Origin of the sequence: Shewanella psychromarinicola, assembly GCF_003855155.1 — a bacterium.
In the GTDB taxonomy this organism is placed as follows: Bacteria; Pseudomonadota; Gammaproteobacteria; order Enterobacterales; family Shewanellaceae; genus Shewanella; species Shewanella psychromarinicola.
The window spans coordinates 4,165,702-4,187,485 of record NZ_CP034073.1 but is presented as its reverse complement, the minus strand read 5'-3'; the positions used below and the strand labels follow the sequence as shown (position 1 = coordinate 4,187,485).

At 40.8% G+C, this 21,784-nt stretch carries 19 protein-coding genes and 1 pseudogene; 14 read left to right on the top strand and 6 right to left on the bottom strand.

The features are described from left to right. Window positions 1–12 precede the first annotated feature (12 nt). Entirely contained in the window at window positions 13–1,428 is a 1,416-nt protein-coding gene (gene sbcB, locus EGC80_RS18315; RefSeq protein WP_124011689.1) for an exodeoxyribonuclease I, read from the bottom strand. Between the two features lie 167 nt (window positions 1,429–1,595). Here sbcB and EGC80_RS18310 point away from each other — a divergent pair, with 167 nt between their 5' ends. From EGC80_RS18310 to EGC80_RS18300, 3 genes are all read left to right on the top strand, one after another. Continuing rightward, window positions 1,596–2,402 carry a hypothetical protein gene (locus tag EGC80_RS18310; RefSeq protein WP_101031967.1) on the top strand — a complete coding sequence of 269 codons (807 nt, stop codon included), beginning with the start codon at window positions 1,596–1,598 and terminating at the stop codon, window positions 2,400–2,402. Between the two features lie 26 nt (window positions 2,403–2,428). Next, window positions 2,429–3,271, top strand: coding sequence for a 23S rRNA (guanine(745)-N(1))-methyltransferase (rlmA, locus tag EGC80_RS18305; protein ID WP_124011688.1), 843 nt, complete (start codon window positions 2,429–2,431; stop codon window positions 3,269–3,271). 236 nt (window positions 3,272–3,507) lie between these two features. Next, window positions 3,508–3,717, top strand: a complete 210-nt coding sequence (locus tag EGC80_RS18300) for a cold-shock protein (protein WP_011496716.1) — start codon at window positions 3,508–3,510, stop codon at window positions 3,715–3,717. 1,300 nt (window positions 3,718–5,017) lie between these two features. Here EGC80_RS18300 and EGC80_RS18290 read toward each other — a convergent pair. From EGC80_RS18290 to EGC80_RS18275, 4 genes are all read right to left on the bottom strand, one after another. Next, window positions 5,018–5,917 (bottom strand): ABC transporter ATP-binding protein, encoded by a 900-nt coding sequence (locus tag EGC80_RS18290; protein WP_124011687.1) that lies wholly within the window; start codon window positions 5,915–5,917, stop codon window positions 5,018–5,020. Beyond that, on the bottom strand, window positions 5,914–6,747 hold the full coding sequence (locus tag EGC80_RS18285) for an ABC transporter permease subunit (RefSeq protein WP_124011686.1): 834 nt from the start codon (window positions 6,745–6,747) through the stop codon (window positions 5,914–5,916). Before EGC80_RS18285 ends, EGC80_RS18290 begins: the two co-directional genes overlap by 4 nt. A 39-nt stretch (window positions 6,748–6,786) precedes the next feature. Next, window positions 6,787–7,440 (bottom strand): YceH family protein, encoded by a 654-nt coding sequence (locus EGC80_RS18280; protein ID WP_124011685.1) that lies wholly within the window; start codon window positions 7,438–7,440, stop codon window positions 6,787–6,789. Window positions 7,441–7,545: 105 nt separating this feature from the next. Further along, on the bottom strand, window positions 7,546–8,379 hold the full coding sequence (locus EGC80_RS18275) for a CvfB family protein (RefSeq protein WP_101031962.1): 834 nt from the start codon (window positions 8,377–8,379) through the stop codon (window positions 7,546–7,548). Window positions 8,380–8,963: 584 nt separating this feature from the next. Here EGC80_RS18275 and speA point away from each other — a divergent pair. The 7 genes and pseudogenes from speA (at window position 8,964) to EGC80_RS18240 (ending at window position 14,814) form a co-directional block, all read left to right on the top strand. Further along, on the top strand, window positions 8,964–10,874 hold the full coding sequence (gene speA / locus EGC80_RS18270) for a biosynthetic arginine decarboxylase (protein WP_101031961.1): 1,911 nt from the start codon (window positions 8,964–8,966) through the stop codon (window positions 10,872–10,874). 73 nt (window positions 10,875–10,947) lie between these two features. Then, window positions 10,948–11,877, top strand: coding sequence for an adenosylmethionine decarboxylase (locus EGC80_RS18265; RefSeq protein ID WP_124011684.1), 930 nt, complete (start codon window positions 10,948–10,950; stop codon window positions 11,875–11,877). 31 nt (window positions 11,878–11,908) lie between these two features. After that, window positions 11,909–12,517, top strand: a pseudogene (locus EGC80_RS18260) (arginase family protein). 101 nt (window positions 12,518–12,618) lie between these two features. Further along, complete coding sequence (gene pdxH, locus EGC80_RS18255) at window positions 12,619–13,257, top strand: pyridoxamine 5'-phosphate oxidase (RefSeq protein ID WP_124011683.1); 639 nt, start codon at window positions 12,619–12,621, stop codon at window positions 13,255–13,257. Further along, entirely contained in the window at window positions 13,257–13,754 is a 498-nt protein-coding gene (locus EGC80_RS18250; RefSeq protein WP_101031958.1) for a YaiI/YqxD family protein, read from the top strand. Before pdxH ends, EGC80_RS18250 begins: the two co-directional genes overlap by 1 nt. A gap of 50 nt (window positions 13,755–13,804) precedes the next feature. Next, complete coding sequence (locus tag EGC80_RS18245) at window positions 13,805–14,380, top strand: YceI family protein (protein WP_101031957.1); 576 nt, start codon at window positions 13,805–13,807, stop codon at window positions 14,378–14,380. A gap of 83 nt (window positions 14,381–14,463) precedes the next feature. Next, window positions 14,464–14,814, top strand: coding sequence for a DUF3802 family protein (locus EGC80_RS18240; RefSeq protein ID WP_101031956.1), 351 nt, complete (start codon window positions 14,464–14,466; stop codon window positions 14,812–14,814). 256 nt (window positions 14,815–15,070) lie between these two features. Here EGC80_RS18240 and EGC80_RS18235 read toward each other — a convergent pair whose 3' ends face one another. After that, complete coding sequence (locus EGC80_RS18235) at window positions 15,071–16,084, bottom strand: IS110 family RNA-guided transposase (protein WP_124011682.1); 1,014 nt, start codon at window positions 16,082–16,084, stop codon at window positions 15,071–15,073. Between the two features lie 331 nt (window positions 16,085–16,415). Here EGC80_RS18235 and EGC80_RS22775 point away from each other — a divergent pair, with 331 nt between their 5' ends. The 4 genes from EGC80_RS22775 (at window position 16,416) to ihfA (ending at window position 21,617) form a co-directional block, all read left to right on the top strand. Then, window positions 16,416–16,907 carry an ATP-dependent zinc protease family protein gene (locus EGC80_RS22775; protein WP_233768542.1) on the top strand — a complete coding sequence of 164 codons (492 nt, stop codon included), beginning with the start codon at window positions 16,416–16,418 and terminating at the stop codon, window positions 16,905–16,907. Window positions 16,908–17,927: 1,020 nt separating this feature from the next. Next, window positions 17,928–18,911: a phenylalanine--tRNA ligase subunit alpha gene (gene pheS, locus EGC80_RS18225; RefSeq protein WP_101031954.1), complete on the top strand. Its 984-nt coding sequence runs from the start codon at window positions 17,928–17,930 to the stop codon at window positions 18,909–18,911. 15 nt (window positions 18,912–18,926) lie between these two features. Then, complete coding sequence (gene pheT, locus EGC80_RS18220; protein ID WP_124011681.1) at window positions 18,927–21,314, top strand: phenylalanine--tRNA ligase subunit beta; 2,388 nt, start codon at window positions 18,927–18,929, stop codon at window positions 21,312–21,314. Window positions 21,315–21,317: 3 nt separating this feature from the next. Next, the gene (gene ihfA, locus EGC80_RS18215; protein WP_011637176.1) at window positions 21,318–21,617 is read left to right on the top strand and encodes an integration host factor subunit alpha; all 300 of its coding nucleotides are present in this window, start codon (window positions 21,318–21,320) and stop codon (window positions 21,615–21,617) included. The last annotated feature ends 167 nt before the right edge of the window (window positions 21,618–21,784 follow it).

Genomic DNA, 21,784 nt, shown 5'->3' with positions numbered 1-21,784 from the left:
AGTGAAAATTCACTATAATGATTGTAAATATTGATATAGGGCTTTTAATAGCTTTTGTTTGTGTTCATTCTCGCTGGTTTCTTCGACCAGGTTCTCGAGTTTAATCACATAATCGGCATCAGATAAGCGTTGTTGACAGAAATCTCGCCATTTACGAGCTTCACTGTCTGTTAATGTTCCTGGGTAGTTACGGGCCCGGAAACGAAACAACATTTCATCGATACGAGGATCATCAAACTGCAATGCCAACGCCGCTAGGTTACGAGGTTCGGTATGACAAATAATGTCAATTTTAGATTTATCTGCATGGCTAAAAAATCCACCGCTATAAAGCATTAAATCAGGATCGGTAATCGGTTTGCGATTTGATTCAAGTTCAAATACTTGGTTAAGCTTTTCACGTAATTCGGGATGGTTTTTTAAGCGTTTATATTGCTCACGTGCAAATGCTTTATCAAACTGTAATTTCTCCGCGACCTCGTCATCCAGTAATTTTGGCGAACCAACAAAAGGGCATTTGTTAAGCTGAATTTGCTTGAGCGGTATTGGCAGCTCATTTTCTGATAATTCTTGACGAGGAGTGTACATACGATGGTTAATTTCTTGCGCGGACAACTCTATCAAAGGTGAGATGTCCATGGCCAAATTAATGCAGATCACTGAATTTTTATTGGTTGGATGATACGCCACGGGTGCAATCAACGTAGTACAGCCTTGAAGCGCACTAATTTTCGAGCTGACATGAACCAAAGGTTGCATTTTTAATACATCAACGTGGTCAGCAACCGCTTGTTTACGTCTTAAATTAAAATAATACTGGTACAGTTTAGGTTGTTTCTGCTTTATCAGTTTCGCCATTGCAATGGTGGCGTAAACATCAGACATGGCATCATGGGCTTTTTCATGACTTAAGCCATTCGCTTGGGTGAGTAACTCCAGTTTAAAACTGGGTGAGCCATCTTCTTTCTTTGGCCAATTAATACCGTCAGGGCGAAATGCATAGCAAGCTCTAACTAAATCAATAATATCCCAACGCGAATTACCGTTTTGCCATTCTCGTGCGTAGGGATCGATAAAGTTACGATAGAAACCATGACGACTGACCTCATCATCAAAACGTAATGAATTATAGCCCACGACACAGGTGTTAGGCTGGCTAAATAACGTATTGATACGTTTCATAAACTCAGCTTCAGGTTCGCCTTTAAGATTAGCAAGCTGCGGAGTGATACCGGTAATTAATATGGCTTCGGGAGACGGTAAGTAGTCAGGCGCGAGTTTGCAATAAAAGGTTTCAGGTTCACCAATAATGTTCAACTCTAGATCGGTTCGAATACCCGCAAATTGTGATGGGCGATCTTTGCTTGGATTTGCCCCAAAAGTTTCATAATCGTGCCAGAATAAAGTGGGTTGAATTGCGTTAGCCATAGTAAATATAAGATCCTTTTCGCGATTAAATCCATGTTAACATTTATCAGCATAAAAAAATGATAATGAGATAAAGTTCAATAAAAATTTTCTAATATAGCCTTGTTTACTGGTGACTAATGGGGATTTGCTGGTTACAATTTAACGAAGTAATTAAGGAATATTCTATGGATCACCATCTCTTTACTCAACCAAGTGTTTGCGAAATTAATCAACCTACTGCGTTGACACTGCGCTTATCTGAAAGTGTGAGTGATTTATTAGTGTTATCAACGATGAGTAATCCTTTGGTTGAGTTTGTGGTGAGCCAAGTTAATCATACCCAAGCGACACTAATTATACGTATCCAACCGTTTTTGACTTTTGCTTTTGAGCATACGCAGCCATTAATCCAAACGCCAGCTCAACGACGATCCGTGGGGCAGGGGATTAAATTATATCCTTCAATGGGAGTGGCTCCTCGCGTGTGTATCGAGCAACTTAGAAGAGGAGTGACGATTAATATTAACGTTGATGAGGATATGTATTTTAGGTTATCAGCCGAAGCTCGTTTTGAACTGGTGACTTTAGAAAATGACTTACGGATTTTGAGTGAACCTCAAGCACTCGTTATGGCTAAAGCGATATTAGGGCGTAAGTTTGATTATAATGAGCCCTCTAACATGCTGGCCGTTCATATTAGTGAATTAGAGCAAGTCCGACGAGAATTACGTGATTACCTCAGTGGTGAGTCGGGCAAAATCCACCCTGGTGTCTCAACTGAACTATTAAAACTTGATCATTTATTGCAAAATAAGCACCAATGGTTGTTGCGAACCTATCATCAGTCATTAGAGCGTCCTAATTTGGGGCGTTCATCCAATGAACAACTTTATAATAATGAGCAATTACAACGTAAATTAGATTGTTTTGAACTATTAGCCCCTAAAGATGTGTCGGAAATGGTCACTAAACTGTGTGATGACGATCTTTAATTTTTCAGTAACTCTAGAGTCCACCCATGTCTTATATTTGCCCTATTTGCAGCGCCCCGTTAGTGAAACAACAAAATGCTTGGCAATGTGAACAACGTCATCAATTTGATTGTGCCAAAGAAGGTTACGTTAATTTACTGCCTGTACAAAAAAAGAAAACCAAAGACCCTGGTGATAACAAAGAAATGATGTTCGCTAGAAGAGAGTTTCTTAATCAAGGCTTTTATCAGCCCTTAAGCGACAAGGTTAACCAGTTGGCGCTTGAATATGCTCCAGATGCTAATAAGATACTCGATATAGGCTGTGGTGAAGGGTATTACAGTCATCGATTGTTTGAAGCGCTGCAATCTGTCACTCAATCCCATTGTGAGCTTTTCGGGGTAGATATTTCTAAATCTGCGATTCGTTATGCAGCCAAACGCTATTCGGATCTGCATTTTTGTGTGGCGAGTGCGTTTGAAATGCCTTTGGCAGATAACAGTTTTGATTTAGCGATCCGTATTTATGCGCCCTCTAAGATTGAAGAGTTACAGCGAGTGATAAAACCGGGTGGAATATTAATTACGGTTTCACCTGGTCCTACACATCATTATGCTTTAAAGCAGAAAATTTATAGTGAGCCCAAGCTGCACCCACAAGGCCCCTTGGTATTGGATGGTTTTACATACTTAGCTCACGAAGCGTTGAGCTACTCATTGTCGCTAACCCGTGCAGACGATATTGATCATTTTCTTAATATGACACCTTACGCCTGGAAGTTGAGTGATTCACAGAAGTCTCAAATAATAGAGCAAGGGCTTGAGTGTGAGATAGACTTTAAAATCGAAATTCATCAACGGGAACAAGAAACAATCAGATCATTGATATAAATAACTATCTGATGCTCAAAGATAAACCATTTTGTCATATCACCAATTAAATACTATCTTTTGATTGATGTTTGTTGACTTATCTCGAGAATGGTTTATAGTCTACTCAGCTTGAAGGTTGGGCTTATATTTATCAATACGACCAGTTTCGTCCTGTAAACATAAGTAATACCGGCATTTTCCAGCTTTACTGCCGTTAAGGCTTTAACTATTTTTTTCTACAGGATTTATATATTATGTCTCAAGTTACTGGTGTTGTTAAGTGGTTTAACTCTGATAAAGGTTTCGGATTTATTGAGCAAGAGTCTGGTCCAGACGTTTTTGTTCACTTCCGTGCTATCAATTCAGACGGTTTCAAAACTCTTGACGAAGGTCAGAAAGTTTCTTTCACTGTGACTCAAGGTCAGAAAGGTCCTCAAGCTGAGAACGTTTCAGTAGTTGGTTAATATTTAGCTTTAGCTAAATGTTAGGACTTTAAAACTGTAACAATTTATTGTTGCAGTTTTTTTTTGCATTTTTTATGTGTGTTGCCATCATCTAATCATCTAATCATCTAAATCATCTAAATCATCTAAATCATCTAAATCATCTAAATCATCTAAATCATCTAAATCATATAATCATCAGTTTCACCTCATTGTCTAAGTTATTAATCTCATTTATATCCTTATGAATAGCGTAGCAATTACATTAAATATTACGTCGCTTACGCTTGTTAGTTCAAGGTAGCCAAAATAACTATTCCATAAAATAGCCATGCCATATATGGACCCTAAGCTTTTATAACACTTTTGATTAATCGGTTCACTAGCATATATTTAGCGTCTAAAGAGGTTTTTTTGCCAGCGCCATGATGTAAATCTGAAACCTATTACCTTCTCTCTACATTGGCATTTAAGCCTTATCCTTCGTTGTAGCGCTTTGAACTCCCGTAGAACAACAAGATTACTGAACACGATTGCTCCCTCCAATTAGCATCGACTCAATAACATCACTCGTTATTTGATTGTCCTAGGGAGTGTTGGCGATATAAACATAACTACCCAAGGGAATTGGCGATTGTTCGTGCGCCATGACGGCAAGGGGCCGTTAGCTAGTTAACCTTAGCGTGGGATATGTCAACGGTGGTCAAAAAGCTTGTCCTGCTAATGGCTTTGACGTCTGTAGTAATTGGCTTGTAATGGATAGGCTATTGAGGGGGGGGGCAATGCTCTGCTCGAAAAAAAGTGGGCAAGTTTGAGATCAAATCGTTGAAACTATTTTGACTTATATCGAGCAGTGTTACTTCTTGCTCACGTTGAGGTTATTTGCATTAATGATATTCATTGGGGGCGAGTGAAGAGGCTTTTCAGTTTAATGCACTTGTTGTTAGAGTACTGATTGTTTTAGAACACTTGCCGTGAGGGGGGTAGCTGTTTAGATAATTTGTTTGAGAACTTTTTTCGTTTTAGAGTAAATACAGTTCTGGGGATTTAACGGTGACAGAACTTGCTGTGCAGTGGCTTAGCGGTAATATTGTTAATGAATTTACAGTGTTCAGTGATGGGAGTGTAAATCGTTTTGCATTATGCTGACCAGATGCATTACTGATGTGCACAAGGATACCATCGCTTATTAATTAGGTGAGTCATCACAGATTAATAAGCAATGGCATTGACTAGGGCCATCAGGTTATTCAGTCTCTTTTTGGTAATGCTAATCCATTTCTCATCAGTATTTAAGCGTTGTTTTACCCATGACGATGGCTTAAGAAAACAAAGTTTCCTCTAGGGTTCTGCCTTTAAGCAATGCCTTATATTGCCACTGATGGGTGGTAAATAGCTCAAATAACTGCATTTCAAGGGTAAAGCTTGATTGTTTTTGATACTCGATTACATACTGCTCATCACTAATTCGTCTTACTTCAATAATGTCGTTAAGGCCTAATAACTGCTGATGTAGACTGTCCATGTCGCACTGTTTCATGGTAAGTGTGAGGAAGTCTGTGGCTTGACTGGCGTTTATAGAGACGGATTGTTGCAGTTTTCCATGTTCAAGATAGACAACTTGGTCGCATAGTTTTTCAAGCTCATCAAGATTATGTGAACTGATCACAAAAGTCGTCTTACCGGATAAGTCTTTAACAATCTGCCGAATTTTTTTCGCATTGGCAGGATCAAGTCCGGCTGTCGGCTCATCGAGTAATACAATTTTGGGTGAACCCATCAGTGCTTGAGCAATTGATACCCGTTTACCCATGCCGTGGCTTAAGCTTTTAGGTTTGGCATCAGCGGAATCGGTTAAATCCACAAGAGTAAGCACTCTTAACGCTTCTTGCTTGGCAGCCGCGACTGTCATGCCTTGCAATTGAGCGAAAAACTGCAGTTGCGACACAATCGTAAAATTAGGGTCTAATGCGGCATCTTGTGGTAATGCCGATAACAGCCCCTGTAGCGCTTTGCTACCAGGCTTATGACCAAAAATCCTAATACTACCTGTGGTGGGTTGAATATAACCGCACAATAAACTGAATAGGGTGGTTTTACCGGCACCATTGGGACCCACTAATGCGATAGGAGCACCTTCAGTCAAGGTTAACGATACGTTATCGAGTGCAAGTTTATTGGCATATTGTTTAGAAAGGTTGTCACATTGAATAATACTCATAGTGCGCTCCGACTCATCAAGACTTTACCGACAAATAAAATAACTGCAGTTTGCAGTAAAGGAATGGGAGCAAGTGCCAATGAACTTAATCCTTGGGTGTTGATCAAACTCGCAATTTGCGAGCCAGGAAGACACCAATTTAACCAGCTGAGTTGTGGAAAATTCATATTCACTATGGCGATAACAATCGATACAACAGCCCATAAGATGATCGCAAAAATACTTGCTTGCCTGGCTGAGTTTGCTTGTAATGATAGCACCGCCATGGCAGCAGTATAAGGCAGTAATATAATCACTAGGTTAACCATCACTAAAAGACTGGTTGTTATTGATGGCAATAATAATGATATATCACGAGATGATGCCAGTGCTATGGTCGCTAATAGCGTTAAGATGATCAACATAAACTGAATAAGCATTTGACCTAAGAAACGACCAAAAAACAAACTAGTACGACTGACTCTTAATGTTAGAAATCGCAAGCTACCACGTTGTTTATCTGAACTAAATTGATCAGCTGCTATAAAAATACTAAACATTGGAAACAGATAGAGTGCCGCCAACCAGAACACGGCAAATTCTGCCACAGGCCATTCGAAGAGATGACGTAAACTCCCAGGCCCAAACAGTGCTTCGGTAACGTTTTTAAAGCTGGGCAGCATGATAAATTCAGACGCACTCTTAATAGGATAAAGCAATAAAATGGCCCAAATTAACATAAAGGCAATTAATGAAATCATGCCGCTTTTATTACTAAAACGTTTGGTGAGTTCATATTTGGCTAATAACCCAATATGAGTAAGTGTCGACGGAGAGGTGGTACGGTCCATATCTATTCCCTTGCTTAACCCGTTAATGGAAAGCATAAATTAGTTTAATAGCGTCTCTAATTGCGCGATTTTTTGCTCGAGTAAATCAACTCTTTGCTCAAGCTCTGTGACCCGATCGTTTGGTTGTAAAGAGTGCTGAGTGTGAGTAGAAACCTCAATGGCGTGACTACTATTCACTTGATAGTCGTCGACGTTGCCACTAAAGCACTCAAGGAAGCGGCAATCACGTTTATTAGCTTCTCGAGCGAGTTGCACTACTGACGGTTTTTCCCGTTGGCTTAACGCCAGCAATGCGGTCTCAACTTGCGACATATCAGTAAATTCGTGGAGTCGGTTGGTACGGGTTTTTAGTTCCCCTGGTGTTTGTGGGCCACGAAGTAATAACACACAGATTAATGCGACTTCAGCACTGGTTAACTGTAATTCACTGAATTCGGTATTACAAAAGCGATGCTTATATTTTACGACTCGGCTGCCAAAACCCGATTGCTCGCTGATTAAGCGTTTTTGGGTAAGTTCATCTATTATCGTTTGTACTTGAGATTCGCTCAGTGACATAACCGGTTCGCGACTGCTTTTTTGATTACATGCTAAGGCGAGTGAATTTAATGACAGAGGATATTGATCAGGAGTCGTGAGTTCTTTTTCGAGCAAGCATCCGATAACTCTAGCTTCTAGTTGGGTTAATTCCATACACAGTATCCTTTTAATGAAAAGCATGATTCTATTACTTTTATAACAGAGGCATGCTTTTTCTCAAAGGATTGGACTAGTTTACTCAAGTTAATCGAATATTGTTCACACAGTTAACCGAATACCGTCAGTTTCGATGGTGATCTCACCGGCTTTAAATAAGCCGCCAATGGATTTTTTAAAGGCTTTTTTACTCATGCCGAGTTTGTCATAAATGACATCAGCATCTGTTTTGTCATGTAAGGGTAAAAAACCGTTCGCGCTGCGCAGTTTATTGATGATCAAACGGGCATTTTTATCCAGCTCGTCTTTATCACCTTTTTGCAGTACAAGATCAATTTTGCCATCACTGCGGATGGTTTTAATAAAACCAGTGACCTTTTGTCCAAAGCGAAGTTTTTGAAACACTTCATTTTGGTAAATAACGCCCCAATGCAGGTGATTGATAATGGCTTTATAACCTAAATCTGTCGTGCCGCCGATGATCAAGTTAACTTGTTCGCCTTGGGTGTAGTGTGCTTCAGTTTTGTCGACAAACTTATCCAGTTTAGAGGATGCCATAATGCGTTCATCGGCATGGTTGGCATGGACATAGACTAAGTATGAGTGGCCTTCTTCTGCCGGTTTGTGTTGCTCACCAAAGGGTAATAATAAATCTTTGTCTAAACCCCAATCTAAAAATGCACCGAAAGGCCCAGTGGCAATCACTTTTAAATAAGCATATTCACCTACTTGGGCCAGAGATTTTTGGGTGGTGGCAATCACAATGTCTTCAGAATCTAGGTAAAGAAACACATCGACCATATCCCCGACATTACAACCGGTAGGGACAAATTTATTAGGAAGCAAGACTTGTCCAAGCTCTTGAGCATTTAGATAAACCCCAAAATTAACTTGTTTAACGACTTCTAATGAATAACGTTTACCGATCTGTATCATGAATGACTCTACTTTAATAAAAATGAAAAGATGATCTTAATAAAAACACTTAATTATACACGTAAAATTCGCTCACGTTGTGTGAATTAATCGCTATCTAAAATCATTTGCTGTTATCACTGTCTTTGTCGATGTTTACCATGGGAATTGTTGGCAAATTATTATCAAAATTAATCGGTAATTAACTTGCATTACACATGATTGCAGGTTTTAATTGCGCCGTTTTTAAAAAGGTCGAAAATGTGTTAAGTATGAGCTGAAAAGTGAACTAATGAACCCCTTAATGAGTAAAATACTTGTTACAGTCTTCAGCCCATGCTCAGCAACCAATATTTGCATGCTTTGCAAATATCTGCGTAAGATGTTCGACAGTAAAAGGTGCTAAAGACGATAACAATACGGCGCAGTCTAAAACTCGTTAGCTGTGTGCTTATTTCGTCTGTCACAGGTTATACAGCCATGATGAAAGTGCTGGTAAACCTGTTAATTTCTGAGTTAACGTTACGGCGTTATCTGGATTATTTAACAAGCAGTGGCTACCGATGGGGGCGCTGCTAACGTTGATACAAATACGGAAAATAATTATGTCTGATTGGTCTATCGAAGATGCTCGCTCTGGTTATAACGTGATTCACTGGAGCCAAGGTTTTTATGGTATTAGTGAAGATGGTGAAGTGACAGTGTCACCTAACCCACAAAATCCGGATCATAAAGTTGGCTTAAATGAATTAGCCAATAGTATGGTTGAAGCAGGCGTTTCGTTACCGGTACTAGTCCGTTTCCCGCAGATTTTACACCATAGAGTGGAAAGTCTATGCGAAGCATTTAATGATGCAATTAAGAAATACGATTATCAAAATGATTATTTGTTAGTTTATCCGATTAAAGTAAACCAACAAAAAACGGTGGTTGAAGAAATTCTAGCCAGCCAAAAATCGAAAGAAGTTCCACAGTTGGGACTTGAAGCCGGCAGTAAGCCAGAGTTAATGGCAGTTCTTGCGATGGCGCAAAAAGCCAGTTCAGTTATTGTATGTAACGGTTACAAAGATAAAGAATATATTCGCTTAGCATTAATCGGCGAAAAGCTAGGCCATAAAGTCTATATCGTGCTTGAAAAAATGTCGGAACTTAAAATGGTATTGGCTGAAGCTGAAAAGCTAGGGATCACTCCACGTTTAGGTTTACGTGTGCGTTTGGCTTTTCAAGGTAAAGGCAAATGGCAAGCCAGCGGTGGCGAAAAGTCCAAATTTGGTTTGTCTGCAGCACAAGTGTTGAAAGTTATTGCTGAATTAAAAAGTGCTAATATGCTGGATTCTCTCCAGTTATTACACTTCCATTTAGGTTCGCAAATTGCCAATATTCGTGACATTCGCCAAGGTGTAAGCGAAGCAGGCCGTTTTTACTGTGAATTGCGCCAACTCGGTGCCAGCATTGATTGTTTCGATGTGGGCGGCGGGTTAGCGGTTGACTACGATGGTACACGAAGCCAAAGCAATAACTCAATGAACTATGGTTTAAATGAGTATGCTAACAATATCGTCAACGTATTAACCGATTTATGTAATGAGTACGAGCAACCAATGCCGCGTATTATTTCTGAATCTGGTCGCCATTTAACGGCGCATCATGCGGTGTTAATTACTGATGTGATTGGTACTGAAGCGTATCAACCAGAAAATATTCAAGAACCAAGTGAAGAGGCGCCGCAATTATTGCACAACATGTGGCAATCTTGGTTAGAAATCAGCGGTCGATATGATCAGCGTGCGATTATTGAAATTTATCATGATAGCCAAAGTGATATTGCTGAAGCACACTCATTGTTTGCTGTGGGTCAATTAAGTTTGGCTGACCGAGCTTGGGCAGAACAAGCCAATTTACGTGTTTGCCATGAAGTGAAGGGATTATTAAGTAACAATAATCGTTATCACCGTCCCGTGATTGACGAATTGAATGAAAAATTAGCAGACAAGTTTTTCGTTAACTTCTCATTATTCCAGTCATTACCTGATGCATGGGGTATTGATCAAGTGTTCCCTGTGTTGCCTTTATCGGGTTTAGATAAAGCACCAGAGCGCCGTGCGGTAATGTTAGATATTACCTGTGACTCTGATGGTATTGTTGATCAATACGTTGACGGTCAGGGAATTGAAACAACTTTACCCGTCCCAGCGTGGAGCGCAGACAGCCCATACCTGATTGGTTTTTTCATGGTGGGGGCATACCAAGAAATCTTGGGTGATATGCATAACTTGTTCGGTGATACCAACTCAGCTGTTGTGCGTATCGATGAGCGTGGATCAAGCCAGATTGAGTCTGTTTTACAAGGCGACACGGTAGCTGATGTGCTACGTTATGTGAATTTAGATGCGGTAGACTTTATGCGCACCTATGAAGAGCTTGTGAATCAACATATTGTTGAAGAAGAGCGCGCCAGTATCCTAGAAGAGTTACAGTTAGGGCTTAAAGGCTACACTTACCTAGAAGATTTTTAATCTTATTTACTACATTAACTTGTTATTCAAAAAGCCTAGTTACCGCAGGTCGCTAGGCTTTTAAGTTGCTAAGATGTTTTTTGAAGGTTCAGAGAAAAAGTTAGAGATTATCGTTAATGCATCAGCCCCTAAATTACGGTCATTAGATCGAACATTTTGGGTGGGGCTTGTTGCTGCCTCAAATGCAGATATTTTATCTAGCATAAGTAATGAATATTGCGATGCTTATTTACTGAGTGAATCGAGTTTATTTGTTTGGGATGATCGACTCGTTATGCTCACTTGCGGCACTAGCTCGCTAGTAGAATCAGCATGCTACTGCATTGAACGTTTAGGTGAACAAGCTATTGCATATGTTTGTTATCAGCGCAAAAACGAATACTATGCCCATTTACAAGCAAGTTCTTTTGGCGACGATGTGCTTAGGTTAAGGCATTTTATTGCGGGGCAGGCCCACCGAATGGGTCATTTAGATAGCCATCATCACTATACTTTTACTACCGATAAAGAGTATCAAGCCAGTCGGTTTGATACCACCAATGAACTGCTGATGTATCATATTTCGGGTCCGATAGCGGATTATTTACGGGGTGATCAGCAATCAATGGTTCAAATTGGGCTGATGCTGCAACTGGAACAATTATTTAATGGTTTTAGTATTGATCAGTATTTATTCAGCCCGCTAGGCTATTCAATCAACGGTATTCGGGGTTGTGAATATTTTACAATACACATTACACCACAAGAAAATAGTTCTTATGTGAGTGTTGAAACCAACATTGATCTCACCACAACTCAGGTTGATATCTTTGCTGAGCTAGTAAGATTATTGCAGCCAAACAGCTGCGACATTATTGGTTTTAATAGTAATATTGCCAATAAGCAGTTTTTAAAGTACTTGTGTTTAAGCCAGTGCGCAATGACAATCGAACAAGGTTTTAACATACACTTCAGCCACTATCAGCAAGATTGCTTAGAAGTACTGAACCCTACATTATTGTAATTATCGGCATTTGCCATCTTTTTGATAGTCTATGACTACTTTTGCAGAAAAACCTGATTATTTGCTTTCTTCAAACGCATTCGGGTATTTACGCCAGCCACTGAATGTTAAACCAACGGAGTCTGATGCCGACGTGGTAGTGATTGGTTTACCTTTTTATATGGCAACAACAGGTCGTTCAGGTGGTCGTATGGGGCCTAATGCCATTCGCCAAGCATCGGTAAATTTAGTGTGCACCGCGTGAAGGATTGATTGATGTTGAGCATTCAATACAAAGTGGTATTCGTACCGAATACCACAAAGAAGGCCACGGCTTTGAGGTGGTTGATGCCGCAACGGCGCAACACATTGTTGAACAAGTGCGTGCTCGCGTCGTTGATATGCCGTTATACATCACGTTCGACATTGATTGTGTAGACCCGGCTAATGCTCCGGGCAATGGCACGCCTGTTTGTGGCGGATAAACCAGTGATAAAGCAATGAAAATTATTCGTGGATTACGTGGTATGAAGGTTGTTGGTATGGTTGTTGAAGTGGCGCCATCATACGATTCGGCTGAAATTCTGCGCTTGCAGGAGCGACTCTGGGCCTTGAAATGCTGCATGTCTGGGCAGAAGGTAAGGGCTTAATTAAAAAGTAATTTCAACTTTATCATTAAGCACATTCGCCAACGTGCTGACGTTGGCTTTTTTGTGCCTGCTCAGCGTAGAATAGATCTCGCAAGGTTAATGAGGAGCCAATATGAGTGATTTAAGTGATATTCGCCGTGAATACACCCAAGGTGGATTAAGACGGGCCAATTTGCCTACTAACCCGATGGATCTGTTTGAACAATGGATGCAACAGGCCACAGAGGCACAACTTACCGATCCGACAGCCATGTCTATCGCAACGGTTGATGAGGATGGTCAGCCATTTCAACGTATTGTGTTGCTGAAGAAATTTGACGATAAAGGGTTTGTGTTTTTTACCAATCTAGAAAGTCGCAAAGCAAAACAATTAGCCGTTAACAGTAAAATCAGTGTACTGTTTCCTTGGCATGCTCTTGATCGCCAAGTGGCAGTATTAGGGCAAGCGGAACCATTATCTATATTGGATGTGGCTAAATACTTCATGTCCAGACCCAAAGACAGTCAAATTGCCGCATGGGTATCCAAACAATCGAGCAAGATTTCTGCGCGGCAAGCACTGGAAGGGAAATTTGCCGAAATGAAGGCCAAATATGCTCAGGGTGAAGTGCCATTACCTAAGTTTTGGGGCGGATATTTAGTCCGTCCAAGCAGTATCGAGTTCTGGCAAGGAGGTGAGCATCGTTTACATGACAGATTTATTTATACCAAAACCGATGCTGATTGGAATATTGATCGGTTGGCACCTTAATGAATGTTAATGAAGTGGAGCCTTTAGCGGTGATAACCAATAAAATCTGGGTTGATGCTGATGCTTGTCCCAATCCAGTGAAAGAGATGTTGTTTCGGGCATCTGAGCGTAAGTCGATTCAATTGGTGTTAGTGGCTAATCAAATGATTAACGTGCCAAGATCACCGTTAATTAGCATGATCCGAGTGAGTTCCGGTTTTGATGAAGCAGACAACTACATTGTTGAACAAGTTGTCAAAGGGGATTTAGTGGTCACCGCTGATATTCCTCTCGCGTCAGATGCGGTTGATAAAGGTGCACTAGTATTGAACCCTCGTGGTACCGTGTATACCGCTGAGAATATCAAACAGATACTGACTATGCGTGATTTTATGGAAGAAATGCGTAGCAGTGGCATACATACTGGCGGCCCGAATAGTTTTTCGCAAACGGATAAGCATGCGTTTGCACAAGCGTTAGATAAATGGTTGGCTAAATTGATCCCCAGCAAGATATAACGAAATATTACTCTATACTTAATCTGACTTTCTATACAAAGGACTTTATGATGAAAAAATGGTTACCTTTTTTAGCCGCGAGCTTGCTGAGTACATCTGTGATGGCAGGCGATTGGCAAGTCAATCAAGATCATTCTCGGGTGAGCTTTATTTCGATTAAGAAAGCCGATATTGCCGAAGTACATCATTTTAAACAAGTTGCAGGTGAATTAACGGATGCGGGTGCATTTTCTTTATCGATTGATTTAACCAGTGTTGATACCGGAATAGAAATTCGTGATCAGCGAATGCAGACTGTGTTGTTTGAAGTTGCGCAGTTTCCAAAGTTAACCTTGGATGCGGTGGTTAATCCCAAATTGTTGGCAGGATTAAAAGTCGGTGACACGCTAACGACCCAAGTTGAAGCAACCATTTCACTACATGGTCAGAAACAACAAAAAAGTTTTGAAGTGTTAGTGGCTAAATTATCTGACAAGAAAATGGTGATTTCAAGTTTAGCGCCAGTGATTATTCAAGCAAATGAATTTGGCCTTGTGTCGGGTGTCGAAAAACTTAAAGAAATGGCGGGTTTGCCGAGTATCAGCTTGGCAGTGCCAGTGTCATTTGTGCTAACCTTAGCGCAATAGTTACCTGTGGTTGTTAATGACTTTCAATCATCAAGATTGAGAGCCATTTTCGGCTAAGTAGTGTTTAAGAAAGGTGGGGCACAATGGTTACCGACAAAGACGGCTACATGCATTTAATTCAGTATTTAACTGAACATTTAGGGCTGTTTGAGTCGTCTGAAAATACCGTAAATACAACGGAAACTGTTATGGAACTGTTTGAAGATCAGTTATCTGCTCAGATCATTATGGTATGTGGTCAAAACCCGCAATTATCATTTGCTCAGCGTAATATAGTGATCCGTGAAATTGATGCAATAGTATACGACTTAGAAGAGATTTTAGCCTCTGTTGCTAATCATCAAGCCACACCCGAACAAAGTATCTTTATTACTGAGTTTTCAGGTTTGATTAAAAATTTATTTGATCAAGAAGTTGCTCATCTGTTGCGATAAATCTACTTAACCTCATATATGGTCTCCTCCCGTATTGCAAGGTATAACTCATCGATAACAGGGACAGGATTGCTGTCATATATACGGTCTTTTAATGAAGCTATTGGCTTCTGACCTCGATGTATTACGCGCATATCGTCCTTATCAGCTCGTCGGGCTTTTCGCTCTTTGAGGTTATCAGGTTTTCAATATGCAGGTTTTACCTGTTATGTCATCGTTTTGCTCTACCCACGCAATTCTTTGAAGAGCGGTTTACTTATTCTGCTGAATAATCTTCTCCTGAGACGGTAATAGCCCAAGCCATTCTCGCCATTTTGTTGGCATAAGCAACGCAGGCTCGGTTATGCCCCCGAGTTTGAACAAGCCGGTTTATCCATTGACTTAATTTATCCTTTTTCGTTCCAGCTCTTGATACCACAGCCTTTGCTCCTTGGATTAACAGACACCGTAAGTAACTATTCCCTCGCTTACTTATGCCTAGCAACGTCTCTTTACCCCCACTACTGTGCTGGCGGGGAACGATACCTAAGGAAGCAGAAACATCCCTGCCTCGTCGATAGTGACTGCCATTACCCACTTCATTAAAATAAGCACTCGATACCATAGGGCCAAATCCTGGTATGGTTTGAACTCGCTGACAAATATCATTGCGCTTTACTGCTTCAACAATCAATTGGCTATAGGCTTCGATACACGTATCTAATGCAGTTAATTGGCTTTGTAGCTGCCTAAGTATGGCTTTAAACGCCCCTGATAATGGCGAGGCCTCATCATCTAGCATGAGAGGGATACTTTTACGTATATTGTTTACACCTTGGGTTAACGCAATACCGTATTCAGCGATTAATCCTCTTATTTGGTTGCATAATGCCGTTCTTTGCCTAACCGCCAACTCGCGTGCTTTATGCTGTGCTTGATTATCTTGTTGCTCTATCGACTTTATTCCCACACTTTTAATATGTGGCTGGTTAGCCGCGACAGCAATGGCTAAGGCGTCGTTATAGTCATTTTTGTTGCCAATTAAAAAGGCTTTTACATGTTGAGGTGGAATAAGTTTTACCTGGTGCCCACACTGTTGTATTTCTCTTGCCCAATAATGAGACGTTGCACAGGCTTCTAAAGCAACTAAACAGGATGGGTGTGTTTGAAAGAAAGCTAATACTTGCGCTCTTGTTAACATTTTCTTGTTAATTAACCAACCCTGCTTATTACAGCAAACAACATGAAAAAATCTTTTTGCAATATCAAGCCCTATTGTTGTAATCTTCATTTTGGTCTCCTCCCATTTTGATTGTGTGTAACAACTTCAATCATGGCACATCGATGCCGTATTGGGAGGAGACCATCACATCAACACGGGTTAACAGATGGAATAAATATGCCAAAATCAGAATATTTGAGCTATTTAATATCGAACTTGTGATTTGATTTGCTAATAAGGTGCAGCTCTTGTGACTTACGGCGTCAATAACTAGCCTATTACAAGTCAATACAATGCAGTTAGCAGGACAAAAAACTGTTTTATAACCGTTTATTATCCCGAGCTGAGTGACTTAGTTCAGGCAGTTATTTAACTGGTTTAGTTTTTTTTGGGATCGATCATGTTTAAAAAAATTGTGATTTCTGTTGTGTCGTGTTTGCTGTCTATATCTGTGTTTGCGAGTGATAAAACCATTTTAAGTCAAGTTGAAACCATGACAGTCGCTAAGTCTGGACTACACTATCATGCTCGCATTGATACTGGTGCGGGGAAGACTTCTCTGCATGCGGTAGATTTAACAATCATTGGCGGCGCATTCAAAAAAATGAAAAGTAATGTCGGTAAAATTGTTGAATTCACCACAGAAAATGAACGTGGTGAGAAAAAACGTATTCAAGCCGAAATTGTCAGTACGTTAAGGGTGAAGAATTCACAAGGCATTGAAACCCGCTACATGGTGAAGCTCGATGTCGGTTTTTCGGATAAGTTGCATCATATTTATGTTAATTTACGCGACCGTAGCCATATGAAATACAAATTACTCATTGGGCGTAATTTTTTAAAGCATAACTACATTGTGGATGTATCACAAAAAAGTACTTTGGTCCTTTAGTTGAGTATTAAGCAAACAGGATTGATGTATACCCCGCATTAACTCGGGTGCGGTAGAACGCTCATTACATGCTGCCAATATTAGCGTCGAGAAAGAACACAAGGTGTGGACTAACATTTGAGGTACATGGTTAATTCGTCATGCGTAAGGTACTGAAGCGCGTTACATGGCTTGATTAAGTGTTGGTGAACCTAGTCTGAGTTCTTAGTCGATATGGATCTAAAGACCGTACCAAAATGGGTTATAAATTATTAATTAGCCGAAACTGGTTACAGGATCACTATATGGTTGATGCGTTTAAAAAACATTAATTCCTTATTATTGGTCAATAATATCGGTTAACAATATCGGTCAATAAAATCGGTTAACAATACCGCTCAATATGAGCGGTATTTTTTTGTCTGTTTTGTGCTCGTATTAATAAAGTATAATGATTATTAGCCTCGGAGGGGCTAAATTGAAAGGTGTACGTTGGTTTGAGTTGAACACCGCCAGTAATGGCTTTGGTATTGACGCGACTCTGCAACCTCGTTTTCATCGGTCATCGATATAGTAAACGCTGATTTAACTCATTAACCCGTGACCACATAAAACACGCAGGTTGCGTCTTTTTTACTGACCGATTTAGGAGTAAATACCCTTGACCGCGACATGTTCAACCGCACTAAATCGGGACAGGTAACCTTGCTGTAAGCTAACCAGACCCCATCATCAACAGACTGACGATTTCGGTTGGGTAGACTCCTGAGTTAACACTTGTTGCCACGGTTACAGGCTAAGTGGGTTAATTGTAGGTAAATACAACTATTTGCTATTAAAAATACCAATAATGACTAGTAAAGTTGTACTTGCTAACGTAAAATTCCAATCTTTTATTTTAACCCCAGTCTTGACTGTTTAGTTATCATAATAAGCGTCAAACTACCGCGTCGTCACTTACTGGGTTGCCACTATGGTGAACTCGTATAGTCGACTAGACGCTCAATCGCATTTAAATGCAAAAATGCAGTGGATGATAACATGCAGCAGTTAACCGAGATCGTAGAACAAGCCTTAGAGGTCATTGATAAGGCCTGTGATCTAAAAACATTGGATGATATCCGTGTCGATTACCTTGGTAAAAAAGGTAAAATTACTGACATGATGAAAATGATGGGATCATTAAGCGCAGAAGAAAAGCCTGCCTTTGGTGCCGCAGTCAATCAAGCAAAGCAAGCCGTTCAACAACAGTTGACTGTGCGTATCGACGGATTGAAAGCATCTGAATTAGAAGCAAAATTAATTGCTGAAAATATTGATGTCACTCTTCCGGGTCGTACGCTCGATATTGGCGGCTTACATCCGGTTACGCGCACTATCGAACGTATTGAAACCTTCTTTGGTGAGCTTGGTTTTGTTGTTAAACAAGGACCTGAAATCGAAGATGATTTCCATAATTTCGATGCGCTAAATATTTCTGAGCATCATCCAGCTCGTGCCGATCATGATACTTTTTACTTTAACCCCAAAGTGATGTTACGCACGCAAACATCTGGGGTGCAAATTCGCACCATGGAACATGAAAAACCGCCACTTCGGATCATTTCTCCAGGCCGTGTTTATCGTAACGATTACGACCAAACTCATACGCCAATGTTCCATCAAGTTGAAGGGTTAATGGTTGCTGAAAACGTTAATTTTGCAGAACTTAAAGGCATTTTGCATGACTTTTTACGTAACTTCTTTGAACAAGATTTAGAAGTACGTTTTCGCCCATCTTACTTCCCATTTACAGAACCTTCTGCTGAAGTGGATGTTATGGGTAAAAACGGTAAGTGGTTAGAAGTATTAGGCTGCGGCATGGTACATCCAAATGTACTGCGCAGTGTGGGTATTGACCCTGAGAAATACTCTGGTTTTGCTTTTGGTATGGGTGTTGAGCGTTTAACCATGTTGCGCTATGGCGTAAATGATTTACGTGCCTTCTTTGAAAACGATTTACGTTTTCTTAAGCAATTCAAATAACGGAGCAAAAAGTAGATGAAATTCAGTGAATCTTGGCTTCGTGAGTGGGTTAACCCATCAGTAAGTCGTGACGCATTATCACACCAAATCACCATGGCTGGTCTTGAAGTTGACGGTATTGATGCCGTCGCTGGCGATTTTAGCGGCGTGGTCATCGGTGAAGTGGTTGAATGTGGCCAACACCCAGATGCAGACAAATTACGCGTCACTAAAATCAATGTTGGCGGCGATGAGCTTATCGACATCGTTTGTGGTGCACCAAACTGCCGTTTAGGCTTAAAAGTCGCAGTAGCGATGGTGGGCGCAGTATTACCAGGCGATTTTAAAATTAAAAAAGCCAAATTACGCGGCCAACCGTCAATGGGCATGTTGTGTTCTTACGGCGAGTTAGGTATAGACATCGAAAGCGATGGCATTATTGAATTACCGCAAGATGCACCTATAGGCCTGAATGTGCGTGAATATTTGCAATTAGATGATGCCATTATTGATGTTGACTTAACCGCTAACCGAGCCGATTGTTTAGGCATGGCCGGTCTTGCTCGTGAAGTGGGCGTATTAAATCGTCAAGCGGTAATAGAGCCTTCTTGGCAAGCCGTAACCGCCACGATAGATGCGCCGTTTAGCATCAGTGTGGTAGCGCCAAATCTTTGCCCTCGTTACTTAGGCCGCGTAGTCAAAAACATCAATATTAAGGCCGTCACGCCATTATGGATGCAAGAAAAATTGCGTCGCAGTGGTATTCGTTCAATTGATCCCATTGTTGATATTACCAATTATGTGTTGATTGAATTTGGTCAGCCAATGCATGCGTTTGATTTAAATACCTTAAACGGCGGCATTACCGTGCGTTTAGCTGATGGTGTTGAAAAGCTAACCTTGCTTGATGGCAATGAAATTACGGTACCAAGCGATACCTTAGTGATTGCCGACGACAAACAAGCTGTTGCGCTTGCGGGGGTATTTGGTGGTGAAAGTACCGGTGTAAATGAAAACACCCAAGATATTCTTTTGGAGTGTGCTTTTTTCTCTCCATTGGCCATTATGGGTAAATCACGTCGTTTAGGCTTACACACAGACGCTTCACATCGTTTTGAGCGTGGAGTTGACCCTGAGCTACAACATAAGGTCATGGACCGCGCTACTCGCCTTGTATTAGATATTTGTGGTGGTGAAGCCGGTCAAGTTGTTGAAGCGGTATCGATTGAGCATTTACCCGTAGCAGCAACTATCACTTTGCGTCGTAGCAAGTTAGACAAAACATTAGGGCATGTTATTTCTGATACTGACGTGACGGAAATTCTTGAATGTTTAGGTTTTAGCGTGAACGTTGACGGCAATGATTGGATTGTCACCACGGCAACATATCGTTTTGATATGGCGATTGAAGAAGATTTGATCGAAGAAGTGGCGCGTATTTATGGTTATAACAATATCCCTAATATTGCGCCAATGGCAGCGTTAAGCATGCCTGATCACCAAGAAGCTGATATTTCGCTTAAGCGTGTGCGCAGTATATTTGTTGCTCGTGGTTTCCAAGAAGCAGTGACCTACAGTTTTGTTGACCCAAAAATGCAAAATATTGTTCACCCTGGCGAAGAGGCCATGGTGTTGCCTAACCCGATTTCAGTCGAAATGTCAGCCATGCGCTTATCAATGTTTACTGGATTATTGACAGCCGTAGGCTATAACCAAAGCCGTCAGCAAAATCGAGTGCGTTTATTTGAGACGGGTTTACGCTTTATCCCTGATGCACAAGCAGATTCTGGTGTTCGTCAACAAGCTATGCTGGGCGCGGTCATTTCTGGTGTTCAAAACGATGAGCATTGGTCAATGGAGTCTACAATCGTCGACTTCTTTGATTTAAAAGGTGATTTAGAAGCAATAATCGGCTTGACAGTTGCCTCTACAGAATTTAGCTTTAGAGGGGCAACACATCCTGCGCTGCATCCAGGACAATGTGCTGAAATATTACGAAATAATCGCGTCATTGGTCATATCGGTGCTATCCATCCAAAGTTGGAAAAGCCTTTTGGACTCAATGGCAAAACAATTATTTTCGAGTTAGAACTGGATGCATTATTGCACGCCCGTTTGCCGCTAGCCCAAGCTGTATCTAAGTTTCCTGCTAACCGTCGTGACATAGCGTTAGTAGTAGATGAAGCCGTTTCTGCAACTGATGTTATGAATTTGATAAGAAAAGTTGGCGAAAATCAGTTGGTTGGCTTAAACTTGTTCGATGTATACCAAGGTAAGGGTGTTGAGCCTGGCAAAAAGAGCCTCGCCATCGCACTTACATTACAAGACACTACTCGTACACTTGAAGATAAAGATATTACTGAAACTATGGTTGCAGTGGTATCGGCTCTAAAGACCGAGTTCAACGCATCGTTGAGGGATTAAAGTATGGCACTTACCAAAGCCGAAATGGCAGAACATCTTTTTGAAACATTAGGTATTAACAAACGTGTGGCTAAAGAGATGGTCGAGTCTTTTTTTGAAGAAATTCGTGAAGCACTCGAAAGTGGTGAGCAGGTCAAGTTATCTGGCTTTGGCAACTTTGACCTTAGGGACAAGAATCAAAGACCGGGAAGGAACCCGAAAACTGGTGAAGATATTCCAATTTCTGCACGCCGTGTTGTTACCTTCCGTCCTGGACAGAAGTTAAAGTCACGTGTTGAAGCAGCAAACTCGGGTAAAAAGTAGTTCACTAGTTAATACGCCAATCCGATCGGATCTGTATTACGAAGAGCCACTCTTAATTGAGTGGCTCTTTTGTTTTTGAATTTGGTAAATTTATTTTATCATTTCATTATATCCACATGATCTATAACATTATCCTTACCGTCAGAGAAATCGTGAGCAAGCTAGTT